The 16,614-nt window shown below is 70.9% G+C and carries 15 protein-coding genes; 11 read left to right on the top strand and 4 right to left on the bottom strand.

Features of this window, described 5'->3' with window-relative positions; all coding sequences use genetic code 11:
- Window positions 1-52: 52 nt before the first annotated feature.
- Both VHC63_02390 and VHC63_02385 read left to right on the top strand, forming a co-directional pair.
- On the top strand, window positions 53-1,549 hold the full coding sequence (locus VHC63_02390; protein ID HVV35424.1) for a wax ester/triacylglycerol synthase family O-acyltransferase: 1,497 nt from the start codon (window positions 53-55) through the stop codon (window positions 1,547-1,549).
- A gap of 45 nt (window positions 1,550-1,594) precedes the next feature.
- Window positions 1,595-2,773 carry an acetyl-CoA C-acetyltransferase gene (locus VHC63_02385; protein ID HVV35423.1) on the top strand — a complete coding sequence of 393 codons (1,179 nt, stop codon included), beginning with the start codon at window positions 1,595-1,597 and terminating at the stop codon, window positions 2,771-2,773.
- 61 nt (window positions 2,774-2,834) lie between these two features.
- Here the strand turns inward: VHC63_02385 and recR are convergent, their stop codons facing one another.
- The 3 genes from recR to dnaX are packed head-to-tail and all read right to left on the bottom strand — an operon-like array spanning window position 2,835 to window position 5,526.
- A complete protein-coding gene (gene recR / locus VHC63_02380; protein HVV35422.1) occupies window positions 2,835-3,464 on the bottom strand; it encodes a recombination mediator RecR in 630 nt (209 codons plus the stop codon).
- Window positions 3,465-3,466: 2 nt separating this feature from the next.
- Window positions 3,467-3,808, bottom strand: a complete 342-nt coding sequence (locus VHC63_02375) for a YbaB/EbfC family nucleoid-associated protein (GenBank protein HVV35421.1) — start codon at window positions 3,806-3,808, stop codon at window positions 3,467-3,469.
- Window positions 3,805-5,526, bottom strand: coding sequence for a DNA polymerase III subunit gamma/tau (dnaX, locus tag VHC63_02370; protein ID HVV35420.1), 1,722 nt, complete (start codon window positions 5,524-5,526; stop codon window positions 3,805-3,807). The genes VHC63_02375 and dnaX overlap by 4 nt, the downstream gene beginning before the upstream one ends.
- A 33-nt stretch (window positions 5,527-5,559) precedes the next feature.
- On the opposite strand from dnaX, the gene VHC63_02365 reads away from it, so the two are divergent.
- The 8 genes from VHC63_02365 to VHC63_02330 all read left to right on the top strand — a co-directional run bounded on the left by VHC63_02365 (window position 5,560) and on the right by VHC63_02330 (window position 12,079).
- Window positions 5,560-6,225, top strand: a complete 666-nt coding sequence (locus VHC63_02365; protein HVV35419.1) for a response regulator transcription factor — start codon at window positions 5,560-5,562, stop codon at window positions 6,223-6,225.
- Window positions 6,222-7,607 (top strand): ATP-binding protein, encoded by a 1,386-nt coding sequence (locus VHC63_02360; protein HVV35418.1) that lies wholly within the window; start codon window positions 6,222-6,224, stop codon window positions 7,605-7,607. Before VHC63_02365 ends, VHC63_02360 begins: the two co-directional genes overlap by 4 nt.
- Before the next feature lie 92 nt (window positions 7,608-7,699).
- Window positions 7,700-8,107 carry a hypothetical protein gene (locus VHC63_02355; protein HVV35417.1) on the top strand — a complete coding sequence of 136 codons (408 nt, stop codon included), beginning with the start codon at window positions 7,700-7,702 and terminating at the stop codon, window positions 8,105-8,107.
- Window positions 8,100-8,480 carry a hypothetical protein gene (locus VHC63_02350; GenBank protein HVV35416.1) on the top strand — a complete coding sequence of 127 codons (381 nt, stop codon included), beginning with the start codon at window positions 8,100-8,102 and terminating at the stop codon, window positions 8,478-8,480. Before VHC63_02355 ends, VHC63_02350 begins: the two co-directional genes overlap by 8 nt.
- Window positions 8,470-9,354, top strand: coding sequence for an FAD:protein FMN transferase (locus VHC63_02345; protein ID HVV35415.1), 885 nt, complete (start codon window positions 8,470-8,472; stop codon window positions 9,352-9,354). Before VHC63_02350 ends, VHC63_02345 begins: the two co-directional genes overlap by 11 nt.
- The gene (locus tag VHC63_02340) at window positions 9,351-9,923 is read left to right on the top strand and encodes a hypothetical protein (protein ID HVV35414.1); all 573 of its coding nucleotides are present in this window, start codon (window positions 9,351-9,353) and stop codon (window positions 9,921-9,923) included. The genes VHC63_02345 and VHC63_02340 overlap by 4 nt, the downstream gene beginning before the upstream one ends.
- 115 nt (window positions 9,924-10,038) lie before the next feature.
- A complete protein-coding gene (locus tag VHC63_02335; GenBank protein HVV35413.1) occupies window positions 10,039-11,025 on the top strand; it encodes a hypothetical protein in 987 nt (328 codons plus the stop codon).
- A gap of 25 nt (window positions 11,026-11,050) precedes the next feature.
- Window positions 11,051-12,079 carry a C45 family peptidase gene (locus VHC63_02330; GenBank protein HVV35412.1) on the top strand — a complete coding sequence of 343 codons (1,029 nt, stop codon included), beginning with the start codon at window positions 11,051-11,053 and terminating at the stop codon, window positions 12,077-12,079.
- A gap of 4 nt (window positions 12,080-12,083) precedes the next feature.
- Here the strand turns inward: VHC63_02330 and VHC63_02325 are convergent, their stop codons facing one another.
- On the bottom strand, window positions 12,084-13,601 hold the full coding sequence (locus VHC63_02325; protein ID HVV35411.1) for a hypothetical protein: 1,518 nt from the start codon (window positions 13,599-13,601) through the stop codon (window positions 12,084-12,086).
- Window positions 13,602-13,689: 88 nt separating this feature from the next.
- Between VHC63_02325 and VHC63_02320 the strand changes: the two genes are divergently transcribed.
- Window positions 13,690-16,611, top strand: coding sequence for an aminotransferase class III-fold pyridoxal phosphate-dependent enzyme (locus tag VHC63_02320; GenBank protein HVV35410.1), 2,922 nt, complete (start codon window positions 13,690-13,692; stop codon window positions 16,609-16,611).
- The last annotated feature ends 3 nt before the right edge of the window (window positions 16,612-16,614 follow it).

Below are 16,614 nucleotides of genomic sequence, written 5' to 3'. Positions count from 1 at the left end.
CTACCGGTGTACACAGGCGCATTCACTTTCAGCGGGGCGTACTCTCGCCCGTATGCAACAGCTGACCGGTTTGGACGCAACGTTCCTGTATGTCGAGACCGACAAGCAGTTCGGTCACGTGTCGGGCCTGTCGATCCTGCGCCGACCCGACGATCCGGCCTACTCGCCCTACGACGCCTGGAAGGCGAGCATCGCCGAGCGCCTGCACCTGCTCGAGCCGCTGCGCCGCCGCCTCGTCGAGGTGCCCTTGGGCCTCGACCACCCGTTCTGGATCGAGGACCCCGACTTCGACCTCGACTACCACGTGCGCCACACCGCCGTGCCGCCCCCGGGCGGCCCCGACCAGCTGGCGAACGTGATCGCCCGCATCATCGGCCGTCCCCTCGATCGGCATCACCCGCTGTGGGAGACCTACGTGATCGAAGGGTTGGAGGACGGGCAGTTCGCCATCCTCACCAAGGTCCACCACGCCACGGTCGACGGTGCGTCGGGCGCCGAGTTGCTGACGATGATGCTCGACGACACGCCGGAGGGCGCTGAGATCCCACCGCCCGACCACGATTGGCGGCCCGAGCCGGCACCGTCACAGGCCGACGTGCTGGCGCGTACCGCCGCCAGCCTGGCGCGCAAGCCTGGACGATTCGTCCTGTTGGCGGCGCGCGCGGCGCGTGAACTCGGCGAGGCGACGCGCAACCCGGTGCTGGCCACCACGGCGCGGCAGGTGCGAGCCCAGCTGCGCGGCCCCGTCGGCACGCTGCTGAACCTCGGCCGGCCGCGCGAGGAAGGCCTCAAGCGACCGCCGGCGATGGCGAACCTGAGCGCGCCCCGCACGCCGTTCAACGCCACCATCACCGCCCACCGCCGCTTCGCCTTCCGCTCGTCGTCGCTCGCCGACGTGAAGACGGTCAAGAACGCCATCGGCGCCACCGTCAACGACGTGGTGATGGCGATGTGCGCCGGCGGCCTACGCACCTACCTCGAGAACCACGGCGTGCTGCCCGACGATCCCCTCGTGGCCATGGTGCCCGTCTCGATCCGCACGGGTCTCGAAGAGCACAAGTGGACCAATCGCGTGTCGGGCCTGCTCGCGGCGCTGCCGACCAACGAGGCCGACCCGCTCGAGCGCATCCGGCTCGTGCACGAGTCGATGAACGAGGCCAAGGACCTGTTCATGGCCGTGCCCGCCGAGACGCTCACCGACTTCACCCAGTTCTCACCCCCCGCGGTGTTCGCCCAGGCGACGCGCCTGTCGACCCGGCTGCGCCTCGGCGAGCGGCTGAACCCGGCGGCTAACGTGACGGTCTCCAACGTGCCGGGCCCGCGCAACTCGCTCTACATGGCCGGCGCGGAGTTGCTGCACTACTACCCCGTCTCCACGATCCTCGACGGCCAGGGCCTCAACATCACCGTGCAGAGCTACCGCGACTCGCTCGACTGGGGCCTCGTCAGCTGCCGGGAGCTGATCCCCGACCTGTGGGATCTGCTGGACAACATCGTCTCGGAGCTACCCGTGATCGCCAAGGCCGCGGGAATCGACGTTACCGGTTAGTAAGCTGATCTCTTCCTAACAACACGTCTTCTTGGAGGTTGACCCATGGCCGGGTCCGTGATCGTCGCTGGTGCCCGTACCCCGATCGGCAAGCTCTCCGGTGCGCTCGCATCGCTGACCGCCATGGATCTCGGCGGCATCGCCATCAAGGCGGCGCTCGAGCGCGCCGGCGTGACGCCCGACCGCGTGCAGTACGTCTTCATGGGCCAGGTGCTCCAGGCGGGGCAGGGGCAGAACCCGTCGCGCGTGGCGTCGGTCAACGCCGGCATCGGCATGGACGTGCCGACCGCGACGATCAACAAGGTCTGCCTGTCGGGCCTCAACGCCATCTACCTCGCCGACCTGATGATCCAGGCGGGCGAAGCCGACATCGTGGTGGCCGGCGGCATGGAGTCGATGACCCAGGCGCCCCACCTCCTCCCGGGTGCCCGCTCCGGCTACAAGCTCGGTGACGGCACCCTCGTCGACTCGATGATGCACGACGGGCTCACCTGCTCGTTCGACCACTGCGCCATGGGCCTCGCCACGGAGCGCTACGCGGCGGGCAAGATCAGCCGTGAGGCGCAGGACGCGTTCTCGGCCAATTCGCACGAGCGCGCCGCCGCCGCCATGAAGGACGGCCGCTTCGACGCCGAGATCGTCAACGTCGAGATCCCGCAGCGCAAGGGCGATCCGGTCATCGTCGACACCGACGAAGGCGTGCGTCCCGGCACGACCGCCGAGAGCCTCGGTGGCCTGCGTCCCGCCTTCGACAAGGAAGGCACCATCACCGCCGGCAACGCGTCGCAGATCAGCGACGGCGGCGCCGCGGTCATCGTGGTGAGCAAGGCCGTGGCCGAGAAGCTCGGCGTCGACCCGCTCGGCGAGGTCCTCGCCTACGGCCAAGTGGCCGGTCCCGACCCGTCGCTGCTGACCCAGCCGGCGCGGGCGATCAAGCAGGCGCTCGGCAAGATCGGCAAGCAGGTCAGCGACGTCGACCTGTTCGAGCTCAACGAGGCCTTCGCCGCCGTCGGCCTCGCGTCGATGGACGACCTCGGCATCACCGACGAGATCTGCAACGTGAACGGCGGCGCCATCGCCCTCGGTCACCCGATCGGCGCGTCCGGCACCCGCGTGGCGCTGCACCTGCTGCACGAGCTCAAGCGCCGCGGTGGCGGCACCGGCGCCGCCGCCCTTTGCGGCGGCGGCGGCCAGGGCGACGCCCTGATCGTCAAGACGCTCTAACCACGCTTCTGTGAAGGGTTTTCCGTGCAGAGCACGGAAAACCCTTCACAGAACGCAAGGTTCAGATGGTTTGGCGGCCTTCCAGCGCGCGGCCGAGGGTTAGCTCGTCGGCGTACTCGAGGTCGCCGCCGACCGGCAGACCTGACGCGATGCGGGTGACCTTCACGTCGGGATGACCCTCGCGTACTTCCTTGGCCACGAACAGCGCCGTCGCCTCACCCTCGATGTTGGGGTTGGTGCACACGATGATCTCGGTGATCGCTTCGGCGTCGATGCGCTTGATCAGCTCCGCCAGCCGCAGTTGGTCGCCGCCGACACCCCGGATCGGGTCGAGGTGCCCCTGGAGGACGTGGTAGCGCCCGCGGTAGCGATTCGTCTTCTCGACAGCGACGACGTCCTTGGGTTCCTCGACCACGCACAGGACGTGCTCTTCGCGCCGCGGGTCCTGGCACAGCCCGCACTCCACGTCGTCGTTGGCGCCGGTGCCGTCGGTCTCGGCGATGTCGAAGCAGCGGCGGCAGAACGTGATGCGGCGTTTGACCTCTTCGATGCTGCTGGCCAGCCGGTGCGCGTCTTCCTTCGGCAATCGCAGCAGGTGGTAGGCGATGCGCTGCGCCGACTTCGGCCCGACCCCCGGTAGCCGGCCCAGCTCGTCGATCAGCTGCTGGACGCTCTGGGCATAAACCGACACCGCTAGCCGAGCAGGCCGGTGAGCCCGCTCAGACCGCCCAAGGCGTTGGCGTTGAGTTCCTGCACCTTGTCGGCGACGTCGTGCAGCGCGGCGAGCACGAGGTCTTCGACCATCGAGGCATCGCCGTCGGCGAACACCTCGGGGTCGATGTGGACCGAGACGAACTCGCCGCCGCCGGTGGCGACGATGCGGACGACCCCGCCGCCCGACTCGCCCTCGACCTCTTGGTCGGCGATCTCGTTCTGCGCGTCGACCAGCTGCTGCTGCATCGCCTGCGCCTGGCGCAGCAACTCGCCCATGTCGGGCATCTGCATTTGCGGCTGCGGTGCGTCGTCGTCGCTCACTCTTCCTCCACTGCGCCCGGGAATGCTTCGAGCAGTCGGGCCGCGCCCGAGGCTACCGGCCCGGCGTCCTCCAAATCGGCCACGTCGCCGACGTCTTCGACGACGTCGTCGGGCGCGGCGTCGACAGCGCGCGACGGCTCGGAACGCGCCAGCGTCGAGCCGTCGGTCACCAGCGTGAGGGGCACCTTCACGCCGAAGTGCTTGCTCAGCGCCTCCTGCACCTCGGTGCGGAATTCGTCGCAGCGCTTGCGGTGAATGTCGGTCGGCAGGGCGAACGTCGGCGTGGGCGCGTCGACCCAGCGCCCGCCGCGAAACTTCGCCTTCACCCCGGGCTTGAGGGTGTCGAGGATCGAGTCGGCCCACGCCAGGGTGAGCGTCTCGCGGTCGGGCAGCTCGCCGGGAGCGAGCGACGGCGGCGCGGCGGGCGACGCCGCCGCCTCGGTGTCCGGTGCCGCCGCCGGAGCCTTGGTCGGCTTGGGCGCCGCCGGCTTCTCCATGCGCAGGGACGGCCGCGCTGCGGCCGCGGCGGCGGTCGGGCGCGCCGGCGGCGGGGCCACGGCCTTGGCCGGTTCGCCGGCGGCGGGCTCGGCTGCGCCGGCGCGGCCCTCGTTGCCGAGTCGGCGCTCCAGGCGGTCGATGCGTTCGAGCAGCGCGGACGGAGCGACGTCGAGGTCGGTGCGGCTGAGGCGCACCAGCGCCGTCTCCAGTGCCACGCGGGCGTCGACCGCCTCCTTCATCGACGTAACGGCGTCGCCCACGACTTCGAGGGCGCGGGTGATGCCGGCGGCGCCGAGCTGGCGGGCGTGCTCCTCGATCGTGGCGTCGCGGGCGTCGACGTCGAGGTCGGGCGCCAGCAGCGCCAGGAACCCGACGCGCAGCCGGGCGAGGATCGCTTCGCCGAGACGGCGGGCGTCGCGCCCCGCGGCCAGCGCCCGCGCCGTGGCCACCAGCGTCGCCCCGGCGTCGTGGGCGGCAAGCCCAGCCACGATGTCGACGGTCGGGTCGGCCTCCTCGACGGCCGCGCCGCCCGACGCCGCCACTTGGTCGAGAGCGGAGAGCGCGTCGCGCGCCGAGCCCTGACCGCGGCGGGCGACCACGTCGATCGACGCGTCGTCGACGGGCAGCCCCGCCTCGGCCGCGATGTCGCGCGCGAGGTCGGCGAGCGTCTCGGCGGAGATGAGGCGGAACTCGTAGTGCTGCGTGCGGCTCCGGATCGTCGGCAACACCTTCTGCGGGTCCGTCGTCGCCAGCACGAACACGACGTGAGGCGGCGGCTCCTCGAGCGTCTTGAGCAGCGCGTTCGACGCCGCCGGCGAGAGCATGTGCACCTCGTCGATGATGTAGATCTTCCAGCGACCGGGCGTCGCCAGGGCGACGCGGCTGACGAGGTCGCGGATGGCGTCGACGCCGTTGTTCGACGCCGCGTCCATCTCCTGCACGTCGAGCGACGTGCCGCCGGCGATCGCCATGCAGCTCTCGCACGCGTCGCACGGCTCGCCGTCGATCGGCTTCTCGCAGTTCAGCGCCTTGGCCAGGATGCGCGCCGAGGTCGTCTTGCCCGTCCCGCGCGGTCCGCTGAACAAGTAGGCGTGGCCGACGCGGTCGTCACGTACGGCGTTGCGCAGGGCGACGGTGACGTGGTCCTGGCCCCGCACGGCCGACCACGTCTGGGGCCGGAAGCGCCGGTAGAGCGACTGGTAGGCGACGTCTTCGGGCATGGCCCGAATCTACGGGATGAGAAGATCCCTCTCGTGCGCCTCCTGATCGTCGAGGACGACCCGAGCATCGCCAACCCGCTGGCCGAGGGTTTGGTCCGCTACGGCTACCAGGTCGATCACGTGACGACGGGCCGGGAGGCGGTCGACGCCGCGGCGCAACACGACCTGGTGCTGCTCGACCTCGGGCTCCCCGACATCGACGGCAAGGAGGTCTGCCGCGACATTCGTAAGGCGAGCAGCGTGCCGATCATCGTGGTGACGGCCCGCGGCGACGAGATCGACCGCGTCGTGCTGCTCGAACTCGGAGCCGACGATTACATCGTGAAGCCCTTCGGGTTCCGCGAGCTCGTGGCGCGGATCACGGCGGTAACGCGCCGCACGTCGGGCGCGGCGGCGCCGCCGGCCTCGGTGCAGACCGTCGGCCCCATCCGGGTCGACCGCGGCGCCCGGCGGGTCTTCGTCGACGGGGCCGAACTCGAACTGACACCGAAGGAGTTCGAACTACTGGCGATGCTGATGGAGCAACCCGGCGTCGTCCGGACGCGCGAAGACATCGTGGATCAAGTGTGGGACCCGCACTGGTACGGACCCACCAAGACGCTCGACGTCCACGTCGCCTCACTGCGCAAGAAGCTCGGCCGCCCCGAACTCATCAGCACCATCCGCGGCGTCGGTTACCGCTTCGAGACGACAGCGTGACGCGCCGGCTCGTCCTGAGCTACGTCGTGCTGACAGTGCTCGTGGTGGTGGCGCTCGCCTGGCCGCTCGGCCACACGTTCTCGTCACGCGAGCGCGACCAGCTCTTCCGCGACATCGAACACGACGCCCAAGTGATCGCGACGCTGTCGGAGGATGCGCTCGAGCAACACACGAAGCCGCCGATCGACGCGACCCTGGCCCGCTACGCCAAGAACCCGGGCGGTCGCATCGTCGTGGTCGACACTTCGGGACACAGCGTCGCCGACTCGCAACAACCGGCGAACCTCGGTGTCGACTTCACGAACCGCGCCGAGATCCGCGCCGCCTTGCGCGGCAGGCTGGCCGAAGGCCAGCGCCACTCGAAGACCCTGAACGGGGATTTGCTCTTCGTCGCCATTCCGGTGGCCTCGAGCGGGGTCGTCCACGGGGCCGTGCGGGTGACGTATCCGAGCTCGACCCTCGACACGCGTATCCGCAACCTGTGGATTGCGCTGGCCAGCCTCGGCGTGATCGTGGTCGCCATCGCCGCCGCCATCGGCTTCGGGCTGGCGCGGCTGGTCACGTCGCCGGTGGAGCGGTTGAAGACAGCGGCCAGGCACATCGCCGCAGGCGACCTCGGCGCCCGCGCGCCGACCGACAGCGGCGCGCCCGAACTGCGCGAGCTGGCGATGGTGTTCAACGACTCAGCGGCGCAGGTGCAGGCGGCACTCGATGCGCAGCAAGCGTTCGTGGCTGACGCCTCGCACCAGCTGCGCACGCCGCTCGCCGCGCTGCGCCTACAACTCGAGAACATCGAGTCGCGCGCGCCCGCGCAATTGCAGGGCGACCTCGCCGCGGCCCGGTCAGAGACGGCCCGACTCACGCGCATCACCGACACGCTGCTCACGCTGGCGCGGGTACCGGAAACAACTTCGGCCGTCGCTCCCGTGGCGCTGGCACCCGTGGTGCGCGCCCGCGTCGACACGTGGCAGTCCGTCGCCGCAGAAGTCGGCGTCTCGATCTCGCTGGTGACCCCGGACGACGTGTGGGTCCTGGCGACGACCGACGCGCTCGAGCAGATCCTCGACAACCTGATCGACAACGCCCTCGAGGTCGCCCCCGACGCGTCGGTCGTCGCCGTGTCCGTCGACGTGGTCGACGATCACGCCGTGCTGCACGTCGCCGACCGCGGCCCCGGCCTCGACGCCGACCAGCGGGCGCGCGCCTTCGACCGGTTCTGGCGCGGCCCCGACGCGTCTCCCGGCGGCACGGGACTCGGCTTGGCCATCGTGGGGCAGCTCGCCAACGGCTGCGGCGGCACGGCGCAACTGCTGGCCCGCGACGGCGGCGGGATCGACGCCGTCGTGACGCTCCGGGTCACGCGCCCGATTCGTCCGGCCTGAGGAGAAAGGGCGCGCAACCTTTACCGTCGGCTAACCCTGCACGAAGCCGCGCCTCATCCGCCGATTCGTACCGTGCCGTTATGGATCGACGGATGGCTCTTCTCGCGTCTTCGGGTGCCGCTCTGGCCATGGTCGTCGGCTCGTTCGGTTACGCGGCGACGAACCTCGTCACTCATCCCGGCAAGGACAACGTCGGCCGGCTGAGCGTGACGTCTGCCGCCCCGCCCCGCCCGGTCGAGTACGTCTACGACGAGGAACCGGCGACGCCGACCGACGACGTCGCGGCGTCCGCCCCGACCGCGCCGACAACCCCGGTGACCTATGGCTCGGTTGTCGCGGCGACACAGGCGCCGTCGGGTGACCTCACGACACCCTCGTGGCCGTCGACGACGACCACCACGATGTTCGCCGCGACCACCTCGACAACGGCCCGCTTCGACCACCACGACGACCACCCCGACACCACCGCGACGACCGATCCGCACCAGGGCGATGACTAAGCGGCCGCACGCCGCCGGCGCCAGCCGGCGCATCGTGTTCGGCCTCAGCGCCGCCGCGGTGGCGGCCATCGCCTCGCTCCTCGCGGAGTCGGGTGCCACGACCGCGACTGTGTCGGCGGCCGCACCAACCACGACGACCGCGCCCGAACCGCTCGTCATCCACGTCGTCGTGACGCGACCGGCCGCGCCCCCCGTCGCAGGGGCCACTGCGCCGGTCGCGTCACGTCCGCCGGCTGCGGCCGCTCCCCCCGCCCCCGCGGCCCAGCCGGCAACAACGCCACCTGCACCGCCCACCGCCCAGCAGGCGCCCCCGCCGGTCGTGATCGCGGCACCGCCATCGTCGCCGCCGACAACGGCCAGCCGTGCCAGCTGAACTGCGCTTCGACGCGATGGGCACGTCGTGTCTCGTCGCGGTGCAGGGCGACGCCGGCCTGCTGCCCTATGCCGCCGCGCGCGTCGAGCAACTCGAGTCGCGCTGGAGCCGCTTCCGGCCCGACAGCGAGATCAGCCGTCTGCGCGGCGCGAACGGCGCCCCGGTTGCGGTGACGGCCGACACGTACCGGCTGGTGGAAACGGCGTGCGCCGCCTGGCGCGCCACCGCCGGCCGCTACGACCCGACCGTGCTCGACGCCGTCGCGGCCAACGGATACGACCGATCATTTGGCGACCTCGAGGCCACGTCGACACCCCGCTCCGTGGCAGCCGCCGCGCCCGGATGCGCTGCGATCAGTTTCGACGCCGACGCCAGCACGGTGCTCCTGCCACCTGGCGTCGGCGTCGATCCGGGCGGCATCGGCAAGGGCCTCGCCGGAGACATGCTCGTGGCCGAACTGATGGCACGCGGCGCCGAGGGCGTGCTCGTCGACCTCGGTGGCGACGTGCGCTGCGCCGGACAAGGTCCCGCGGCCGGGCGCTGGGTGGTCGATATCGCCGACCCATTCGGCAAGTCCGCGCTCGTGCATCTCGCGCTGACCGATGGCGCAGTCGCCACCAGCAGCCGGCTGCGCCGGTGCTGGGGCCCGGACGGCAGTTGGCACCACATCGTCGACCCCTCGAGCGGCGCGCCCGCAACCCATGATCTCGTCGCCGCCACCGTCGTCGCCGGCGACGGCTGGTGGGCTGAAGCGCTGGCGACCGCAGTCATGGTGGCCGGCGACACCAGCGTCGCCAGCAACGCATCGGTGATCGCCGTGCGCGGCGACGGCTCGCTGATCGGCTCCCAAGATCTTGTGGAGTTGGCGGCGTGAATCCGCAGGCGTGGTGGTATCTGGCGCGCGCGACGGGCATCGTCGCGTGGGGATTGCTGTCGGCGTCGGTGATCTGGGGCCTGCTGCTGTCGACGCGCCTCGTGCGCAAACGGTCAGCGCCGAAGTGGTTGCTCGACCTGCACCGCTTCCTCGGTGGACTGTCGGTCGTCTTCCTCGGCTTGCACCTCGCCACGATCGTCGCCGACGGCTACGTCCATTTCGGTCGCGCCGACATCCTGGTGCCCTTCGCCAGCCACTGGAAACCGCTTCCCGTCGCGCTCGGTGTGCTGGCGTTCTACTGCTCCCTGGCGGTCGAAGCGACGTCGTTGCTCATGAAGCGCCTGCCGCGCCGGTTGTGGCGGCGGGTGCACGCGGCGAGCTTCGGCGGGTTCGTGCTGGCGACGGCCCACGGCTTCACTGCCGGGGCCGATCACCGCAACCTCGTCCTCTTCGGCGCCTACGCGACGGCCGCGGCGGTCGTCGCCTTCCTCACGATGTACCGGGTGCTCATGCCGCGGACGCCACAGACGCCGCGGATCACGGCACGGACGCTCCACGAGGCCGCCTGACGCGACGCCCGCGGCCCACGCGAGAAAACGACGGTTAATTCGTTGGCCTCTCAGCCGAGGGGAGGGCGAAATGCGAAGTACACGGCGGATGGCGGCACTGGCGGCGGCTGTCTTCATGACGACCCTGCTGATTACGGCCGGCACGGCGACCGCCGACGACGTGACCGCCGATATTCCCGACGCGCCCGCAGTGCCCGACGTCGAACCGACGCAGCTCACCATCGGCACCGTGGTCGAGGCCTGGTACCAACTCACTGGCGTCAACACGTGCGGTACGCCCGCCGGGTGTCTGCTGGCGCAGCTCAACACGATGCCGACGGTGCCCAGCGCCGTGCCCCTCGACGTTCCCGCGGTCAGCCCGTATCCGGCCGACTCGCTCCACGTCGGCTTCATCGGAGCGGTCGAGACGGCACGGACCTACATCAAGCTGGACCTGTCCTCACTGCCGGACGGCGCGCAGGTCTCCGAGGGCGAGTTGACGTTGCCCGTCGACACCCGTCCGACGGCGGGCACGATCAAGCCCGAGAACGCCCAGATGAAGGCGTGCCTCGCAACCTCGGGGTTCCACAATCAAGTCGGAGGATCGCTCGCCACCGCACCGAAGATGGACTGCGGCACGTCGAGCCCGCTGTCCTACGGCGGCGGCAAGTTCCGCGTCGACCTCGGTCCGTTCATGGAAGCGTGGGCCGATGGCGCGGAGAACTTCGGGATCGCCATCACGCCGTTCAAGGTTCCCGATCCCACGCTCCCGTTCCAGGTCGCGTTCCCTGCGAGCGGCGCGACGAAGCTGCCCCACATCGGCGGCCTGCTCGCGTACCAACTCGAGTCGGTCGCCGACGGCGCCGAGGAAGTAATCGACGACGCCGCGCCCGCCGCGGGCCCGACGTTCCAGTGGATCGGCCCGTCGGCGAAGAAGACGGTGGCGCGCCAGGGCGCACGGACCGCGCCGGCGCCGCAGGCGACGAACTCGGCGGTGGCCGCGGTCGCGACCGAACCTCCGTCGAACTGGACGTGGCAGATCGTGGCGATCCTCGCGGCGCTCGCCGCGATGGGCGGCGTCTACGAGATGACGCGGCGCCGCATGCGCAAGTACGCCTTCTGAACCGCGCGGCTGGTAAGCCGTGACTGTGACACGGACGTTGCTGCTCGAAGGCGAGCCCGCGGCCCGGGGTGAGGCGCACGGGGAGCAGGCGCGCGATCTCATCGTCGAAGCGGCACAACGGTGGCGTCACGACGTCGGCGAGCACTGGGCCGACCACCTCGCGGCGCTGGTCGACCACGGCGGCTTCCAGGCGACGGCCCGCGCCCGCACACCGTGGCTCGTGGAAGAACTCGAGGGCGTTGCCCGCGCGTCGGGCGTCGACGTGCGCACCGTGTGGGCGCTCAACCTGCTCGACGAGGACTGGTGGACGCGGGCGGCCAACATCCGCGCGGAGGCGTGCAGCGGCTTCGGCGTGCAGCCCGGTCCCGCGCAAGACGCGGTGATCGGTCAGAACATGGATCTGCCTTCGTGGCTCGACGGGCTGCAGGTGCTGCTCGACGTCCGGCCGAGCCGCGGCCCGCGCGTGCTGGCGCCGTCGTATGCCGGGATGGTCGCGACCAACGCACTCAACGAACACGGCATCGGCGTGTGCGTCAACACCCTCGACCAGTTGCCGACGGACGCGCACGGGCTGCCGGTCGCCTTCGTTATCCGCTTAATGGCGGACCAGCGTTCGTTCGCCGATGCCGTAGCAGTGGTGAATTCGGTGCCGCACGCGTCAGGGCAGAACTACATCGTCGGCTCGCCCGACGGCGTCGCCGACCTCGAGTGCGGCGCCGGCGGCGTGCGCGACGTCACCGGCACGTCGCCGTGGCTGGCCCACACGAATCACCCGATCGGCGCGGCGGCCGTCGACGGAACGAGCGGTGGGCACGTCACCAACTCCGAGCAGCGCCTCGACGCGATCCGCCAGCACCTCGAAAACTCCGTCGGGCCGATCGGTGTCGCCGACGCCGCGGCGTTCCTGCGCGAGCCGCCGCTGTGCCGGGGCACGGGCGGCGATCGCGGCTTCACCTTCTACTCGGTCGTCATGACACTCGCGGGCCAACCCGCGCTGCATCTCACCGCTGGACCACCGTCGCGCCACGACTACGTGACGCACCGCTTCGGCTAGGCGGCTACGGGACGTCCACGAGCGGGCCGGCGTAGGAAAAACACGCGCACCCCTGGTCGTAGCGCAGGAGTCGCACTTTCGACGCGCCGTCGAAGTGACCGGACACGAAGCGGGTGGCAAACGTGTGCGGTGACTCGTACGACGTGCCGAGCTGGTCGACGCCCGATCGGAACGCGGCGCCACCCGCTTCGCCGCCGTGCGCCATGACCGCCTCGAAGAAGAACATCGCCTCGCAGGGCGCAATGTGGGACTGCCAATCCGCCGAACGATCCGACGACGCGTTCCCGGCCTTGGCCATAAGCGCCTCGCAGCGCGTGGCCGCGGGATTGCCGCCCGGGTCCTGCGCGTAGTTGACGTCGCGCACCGGCGTCCACCCCATGCCCAGCGCGCCGCGCATCTGGTTCGCCGACGCGTTCGCCTGCACGACGTAGGGAAAGTCGGCCGTCGTCAGCCCGTACCGCGGGCGGTACCCCTGTGAATCGGCTTCGGGCATCCACAGGAACGGCACCGCGCCCTGCGTCGCCACGAACATCACGTGGTCGATCTGCTGGCTGCGGAAGCGCAGGATCACGTTGCTCAACTCCGTCGCGCTCGAGCCCAGGCCGCTGACCGACTGCGGTTCGCCGACGTAGGCCACGTCGACCGGTGCGTGCTTTACGCGCGCCAGCGCGGGAGTGATCACGCGCTCGACGACACGGTGGTGCATCGCCGTGTCGTAGGCGACGAGCCCGACGCGGGCGCCCGGGTCGAAGTAGCCGTTGGACGCGAGCAGGTCGATCCACGGGGCCCACCGATCGAGGCTCAGCATGCCTTCCCAGTAGACGTAGGGCGCCCACTGCGACATCAGCGTGTCGTCGAGGATGATGTTGCCCACCGGCAGCGTCGGCACGTGGTGCGCCGCCATGCAACTGGGCAGCAGCCGGCTCGCCGTGCCGGTGACGACCGCGAGCTCCACCCGGTTGTCCTCGGTGAAGGCCGAGCACGCCGCCTGGCTCTGCGAGTCGAAGGTGCCCTGCGTGTTGTTGTTCGAATAGAAGACGGGAACGACCTTGCGCCCGCCGAGACCTCCGCGCGCGTTGATGTCGGCGATGAGCGCTTGGTACGCACCCTTGCCGTCGCCAGTGGTCGTGCCCTTGACGCCGAGCACGTTGTAGGCCGTGTCCGAACTCGGATCGTTGAACTGGATCCCGACCTGGATCGGCCGCGCCGCCGCCGACTTGATTGCCGCCGGGTTCGTGGGGCGCGTCGAGGGCGGACTCGCGGTTGCAACCGCGTTCACGCCGAGGTTCGACGTGGTCGGCGCGCCGGCGATCGTGGCCGCGTCGGGTACGGAGGCGTCACCTTCGCTCGGCACCGTCAGGCCGACGTCGCGGCGCGCCAGCGCCGTCCCGCCGACGGGGCCCGTGCGGGCGTCGTCGCGGCCGAACGTCGCGCTGACCGCGAGGCCGACGAGGCCCCCGTAGAACAACGCGACGCACGCGGCGGTGACGATCCGGACCGCTGTGATCCCCCGGAGTCGCATCGCCCGGAGGTTAACCGCTGTTCCGGTCCCGGTTCCCGGCGCACCGCTAGGCTCGTCGCGTGGGGAGCCTCGACGGACGCGTGGTTCGGTGAGCGGCGCCGCGCCGTACGAGCGCAGCACGCAGGGCAGCGCGCAACTCGCGGCCGGCGACGCCGTCCGTCTCGCGCGCGACGCCTTTGCGCAGATGGCCGTCACCGAAGAGGTGCTGCACGGCGAAGCCGACCGCAACGTGCTCGTGGAAACGGACGACGCCCGGCGCTACGTCCTGAAGGTGGCGCGCGCCGGCGCGTCGCGCGCCGAGTTGGACTTCGAAGTCCGCCTGCTGGAGCACCTGGCGGGCAAGGAACTGCCCTTCGGAGTACCGCGCGCGCTGCCGACGGTGACCGGTGAGTACGTGGCCGCGACGAGCTTCGGCGGCCGCGAGCACCTGGCGCGGCTGCTGACCTGGGTGCCGGGCACGCTGCTGTCGTCACTGCCGTGGCATCGGCCCGAATTGTTGCGCGAGGTCGGCGCGACCGCCGCCCGGCTCACGGAGGCGCTGTCCGATTTCGACGATCCGGCCGCAGCGCGCACCCACCACTGGGACATGCGGCGCGCCCCCGAAGCGGTACGCGAATGCGTCGGCTTCGTGGACGACGCGGCGCGGCGCGGCGCGATCGACCGCATCGTCGGCTGGTTCGACGAGTACGTGACGCCCAAGCTCGACGGCCTTCCGACGGGGATCGTCCACCAGGACCTCAACGACTTCAACGTGCTCGTCACGCACGCGCCCGACGGCACGGCGCACGTCAGCGGCGTGATCGACCCGAGCGACGCCCTGCACACCGTGCAGGTCGCCGAACTCGCGATCGCAGTCGCCTACGCCATGCTGCGCAAGCCCGATCCGCTCGCCGCGGCGTGCGAAGTCGTGCGCGGCTTCGACGACGTGCGCCCGCTCAGCGACGACGAACTCGCGGTGGTGTTCCCGCTCGCGGCCGTGCGCTTGTGCGCCAACGCGACGACCTGGTCCCGGCGCCAAGCCGAAGACGGCGCCAACGAGTACGGCCGGGCCCGCATGCGCCACACCTTTCCGGTGATCGAGCACCTGGCACTGATCGAACCGCGCGTCGCCGAGGCGCGGTTGCGCCACGCGTGCGGGCGGGTGGCGGTGGGCGCCGCGTCCCGGGTTGCCGCATGGCTCGCGACCGCGAACACAGCCCCGCTGCTCGGCGACGCTCCGGTGAGCTACGTCGATCTCTCCCCGGCGTCGGAACGCTGGGACGGCCCGGACGAACCCGCGGCGCTTGGCTCGGCGGGCGCGGTCTACGCCGGCTACGACGAGGCGCGCTTCGGCGACGCCGCGCCGCGGGGCGAGGGCGCCGTCGAACCCGCCACCATCAGCCTCGGCGTCGACGTGTTCTGCCCCGCCGGCACGACGATCCACGCGCCCTTCGCCGGCATGGTGGAGACACGCGACGGGGACGGCCTCGTGCTACGACACGCGACCGGCGACGGCGTCACGTTCTGGACGCACGTCCGCGGCCTCGCGCCCAGCGCCGTGGCCGCGCTCGCGGCCGGTGACACGCTGGGCACGGCCACCGCAGCTCTACACGTGCAGGTCCTGTGCCTGCCGACCGCCGTGCCCCGCCGCGTGCGCGCCAGCGAGCGCGAGTTCTGGCGCGGGGTCGCGCTCGATCCCACGCAGCTTCTCGGTGTCGCCCCCCATGCGTCCACAGCGCTGCGCGTCGACGACGTGCTGCGCGTGCGCGAGCAGCGCATCGCCCGTTCGCAGCGCTCGTACTACCAGCGCCCGCCGAACCTCGTGCGCGGCCGCGGCGCGTGGTTCACCGACGAGGACGGCCTCCAGTATCTCGACGCGGTCAACAACGTGACCCACGTCGGCCATTGCCACCCCCACGTCGTCGCCGCCGGTGTTCGCCAGATGCGGCGGCTCAACACCAACAGCCGCTTCGTCTACGAAGCGTTGGCGACCTACGCCGACCGTTTGGCGGCCCGGCTGCCCGATCCGCTGAACGTGCTGTTCTTCGTGTGCACCGGTAGCGAGGCCAACGACCTGGCGTTGCGCATGGCGCGCACGACGACGCAGCGCGAAGACGTGTACGTGCTCGACGCCGCGTACCACGGCAACACCATCGCGGTCACCGGCATCAGCCCGAACCGTTACGACGGTCCCGGGGGTACGGGCGCGCCGGCGACGACTCACGCCTTCGCCCAGCCCGACCGCTACCGCGGCGCGTACGGCTACGACGACGCGCGCGCGGGCGAGCACTACGCCGCCGACGCCGTCGCGGTCGTCGATCGCCTCGTGGCCGCGAACCGACCGCCCGCCGCGTTCTTCGCCGAGTCGTTGATGGGTACCGCCGGCCAGGTGGTGCTGCCCGACGGCTACCTCGCCGCGGTGTTCGCCGCCGTGCGCGCCGCCGGCGGGTTGTGCGTGAGCGACGAAGTGCAGGTCGGCTTCGGCCGCCTCGGCACCAACTTCTGGGGCTTCGAGGACCACGGCGTTGTGCCCGACATCGTCACGATGGGCAAGCCAATGGGCAACGGTCACCCGATCGCCGCGGTAGCGACCACGCGCGAGATCGCCGACGCCTTCGACAACGGCATGCGCTACTTCAACACCTTCGCCGGCAACCCGGTCTCGTGCGCCATCGCCCACGCCGTGCTCGACGTGCTCGACGACGAAGACCTCCAGCACAACGCCGAGGTCGTCGGTTCGCACTTCGTCGCCCGGCTGACGGCGTTGCAGGACCGCCATGAACTGGTCGGCGACGTGCGCGGCAAGGGCCTCTACGCCGGCGTCGAACTGGTCACGTCGCGCGCCACCAAAGAACCCGCCACGCGCCAGGCGTATCTGATCAGCGAGCGCATGATGCGCCTCGGCGTGATCACCTACCCCAACGCGCGCTTCGACAACGTGCTCAAGTTCAAGCCGCCGATGATGTTCACCCTCGACGACGCCGACCGCGTGGTCGACACGCTCGACCGCGTCCTCACCGAAGGCTGGTAGCGC

This window comes from Acidimicrobiales bacterium (assembly GCA_035546775.1).
In the GTDB taxonomy this organism is placed as follows: Bacteria; Actinomycetota; Acidimicrobiia; order Acidimicrobiales; family JACCXE01; genus JACCXE01.
The sequence above is the reverse complement of the archived record's forward strand: the minus strand, read 5'-3'. Positions and strand labels throughout refer to the sequence as shown.

What these genes read in the sequence shown, in the direction of transcription:
- VHC63_02325 (HVV35411.1), bottom strand. Translation starts at nt 13,601, where the DNA reads ATGCGACTCCGGGGGATCACAGCGGTCCGGATCGTCACCGCCGCGTGC.
- VHC63_02390 (HVV35424.1), top strand. Translation starts at nt 53, where the DNA reads ATGCAACAGCTGACCGGTTTGGACGCAACGTTCCTGTATGTCGAGACC.
- VHC63_02355 (HVV35417.1), top strand. Translation starts at nt 7,700, where the DNA reads ATGGCTCTTCTCGCGTCTTCGGGTGCCGCTCTGGCCATGGTCGTCGGC.
- VHC63_02385 (HVV35423.1), top strand. Translation starts at nt 1,595, where the DNA reads ATGGCCGGGTCCGTGATCGTCGCTGGTGCCCGTACCCCGATCGGCAAG.
- VHC63_02350 (HVV35416.1), top strand. Translation starts at nt 8,100, where the DNA reads ATGACTAAGCGGCCGCACGCCGCCGGCGCCAGCCGGCGCATCGTGTTC.
- VHC63_02335 (HVV35413.1), top strand. Translation starts at nt 10,039, where the DNA reads ATGACGACCCTGCTGATTACGGCCGGCACGGCGACCGCCGACGACGTG.
- dnaX (HVV35420.1), bottom strand. Translation starts at nt 5,526, where the DNA reads ATGCCCGAAGACGTCGCCTACCAGTCGCTCTACCGGCGCTTCCGGCCC.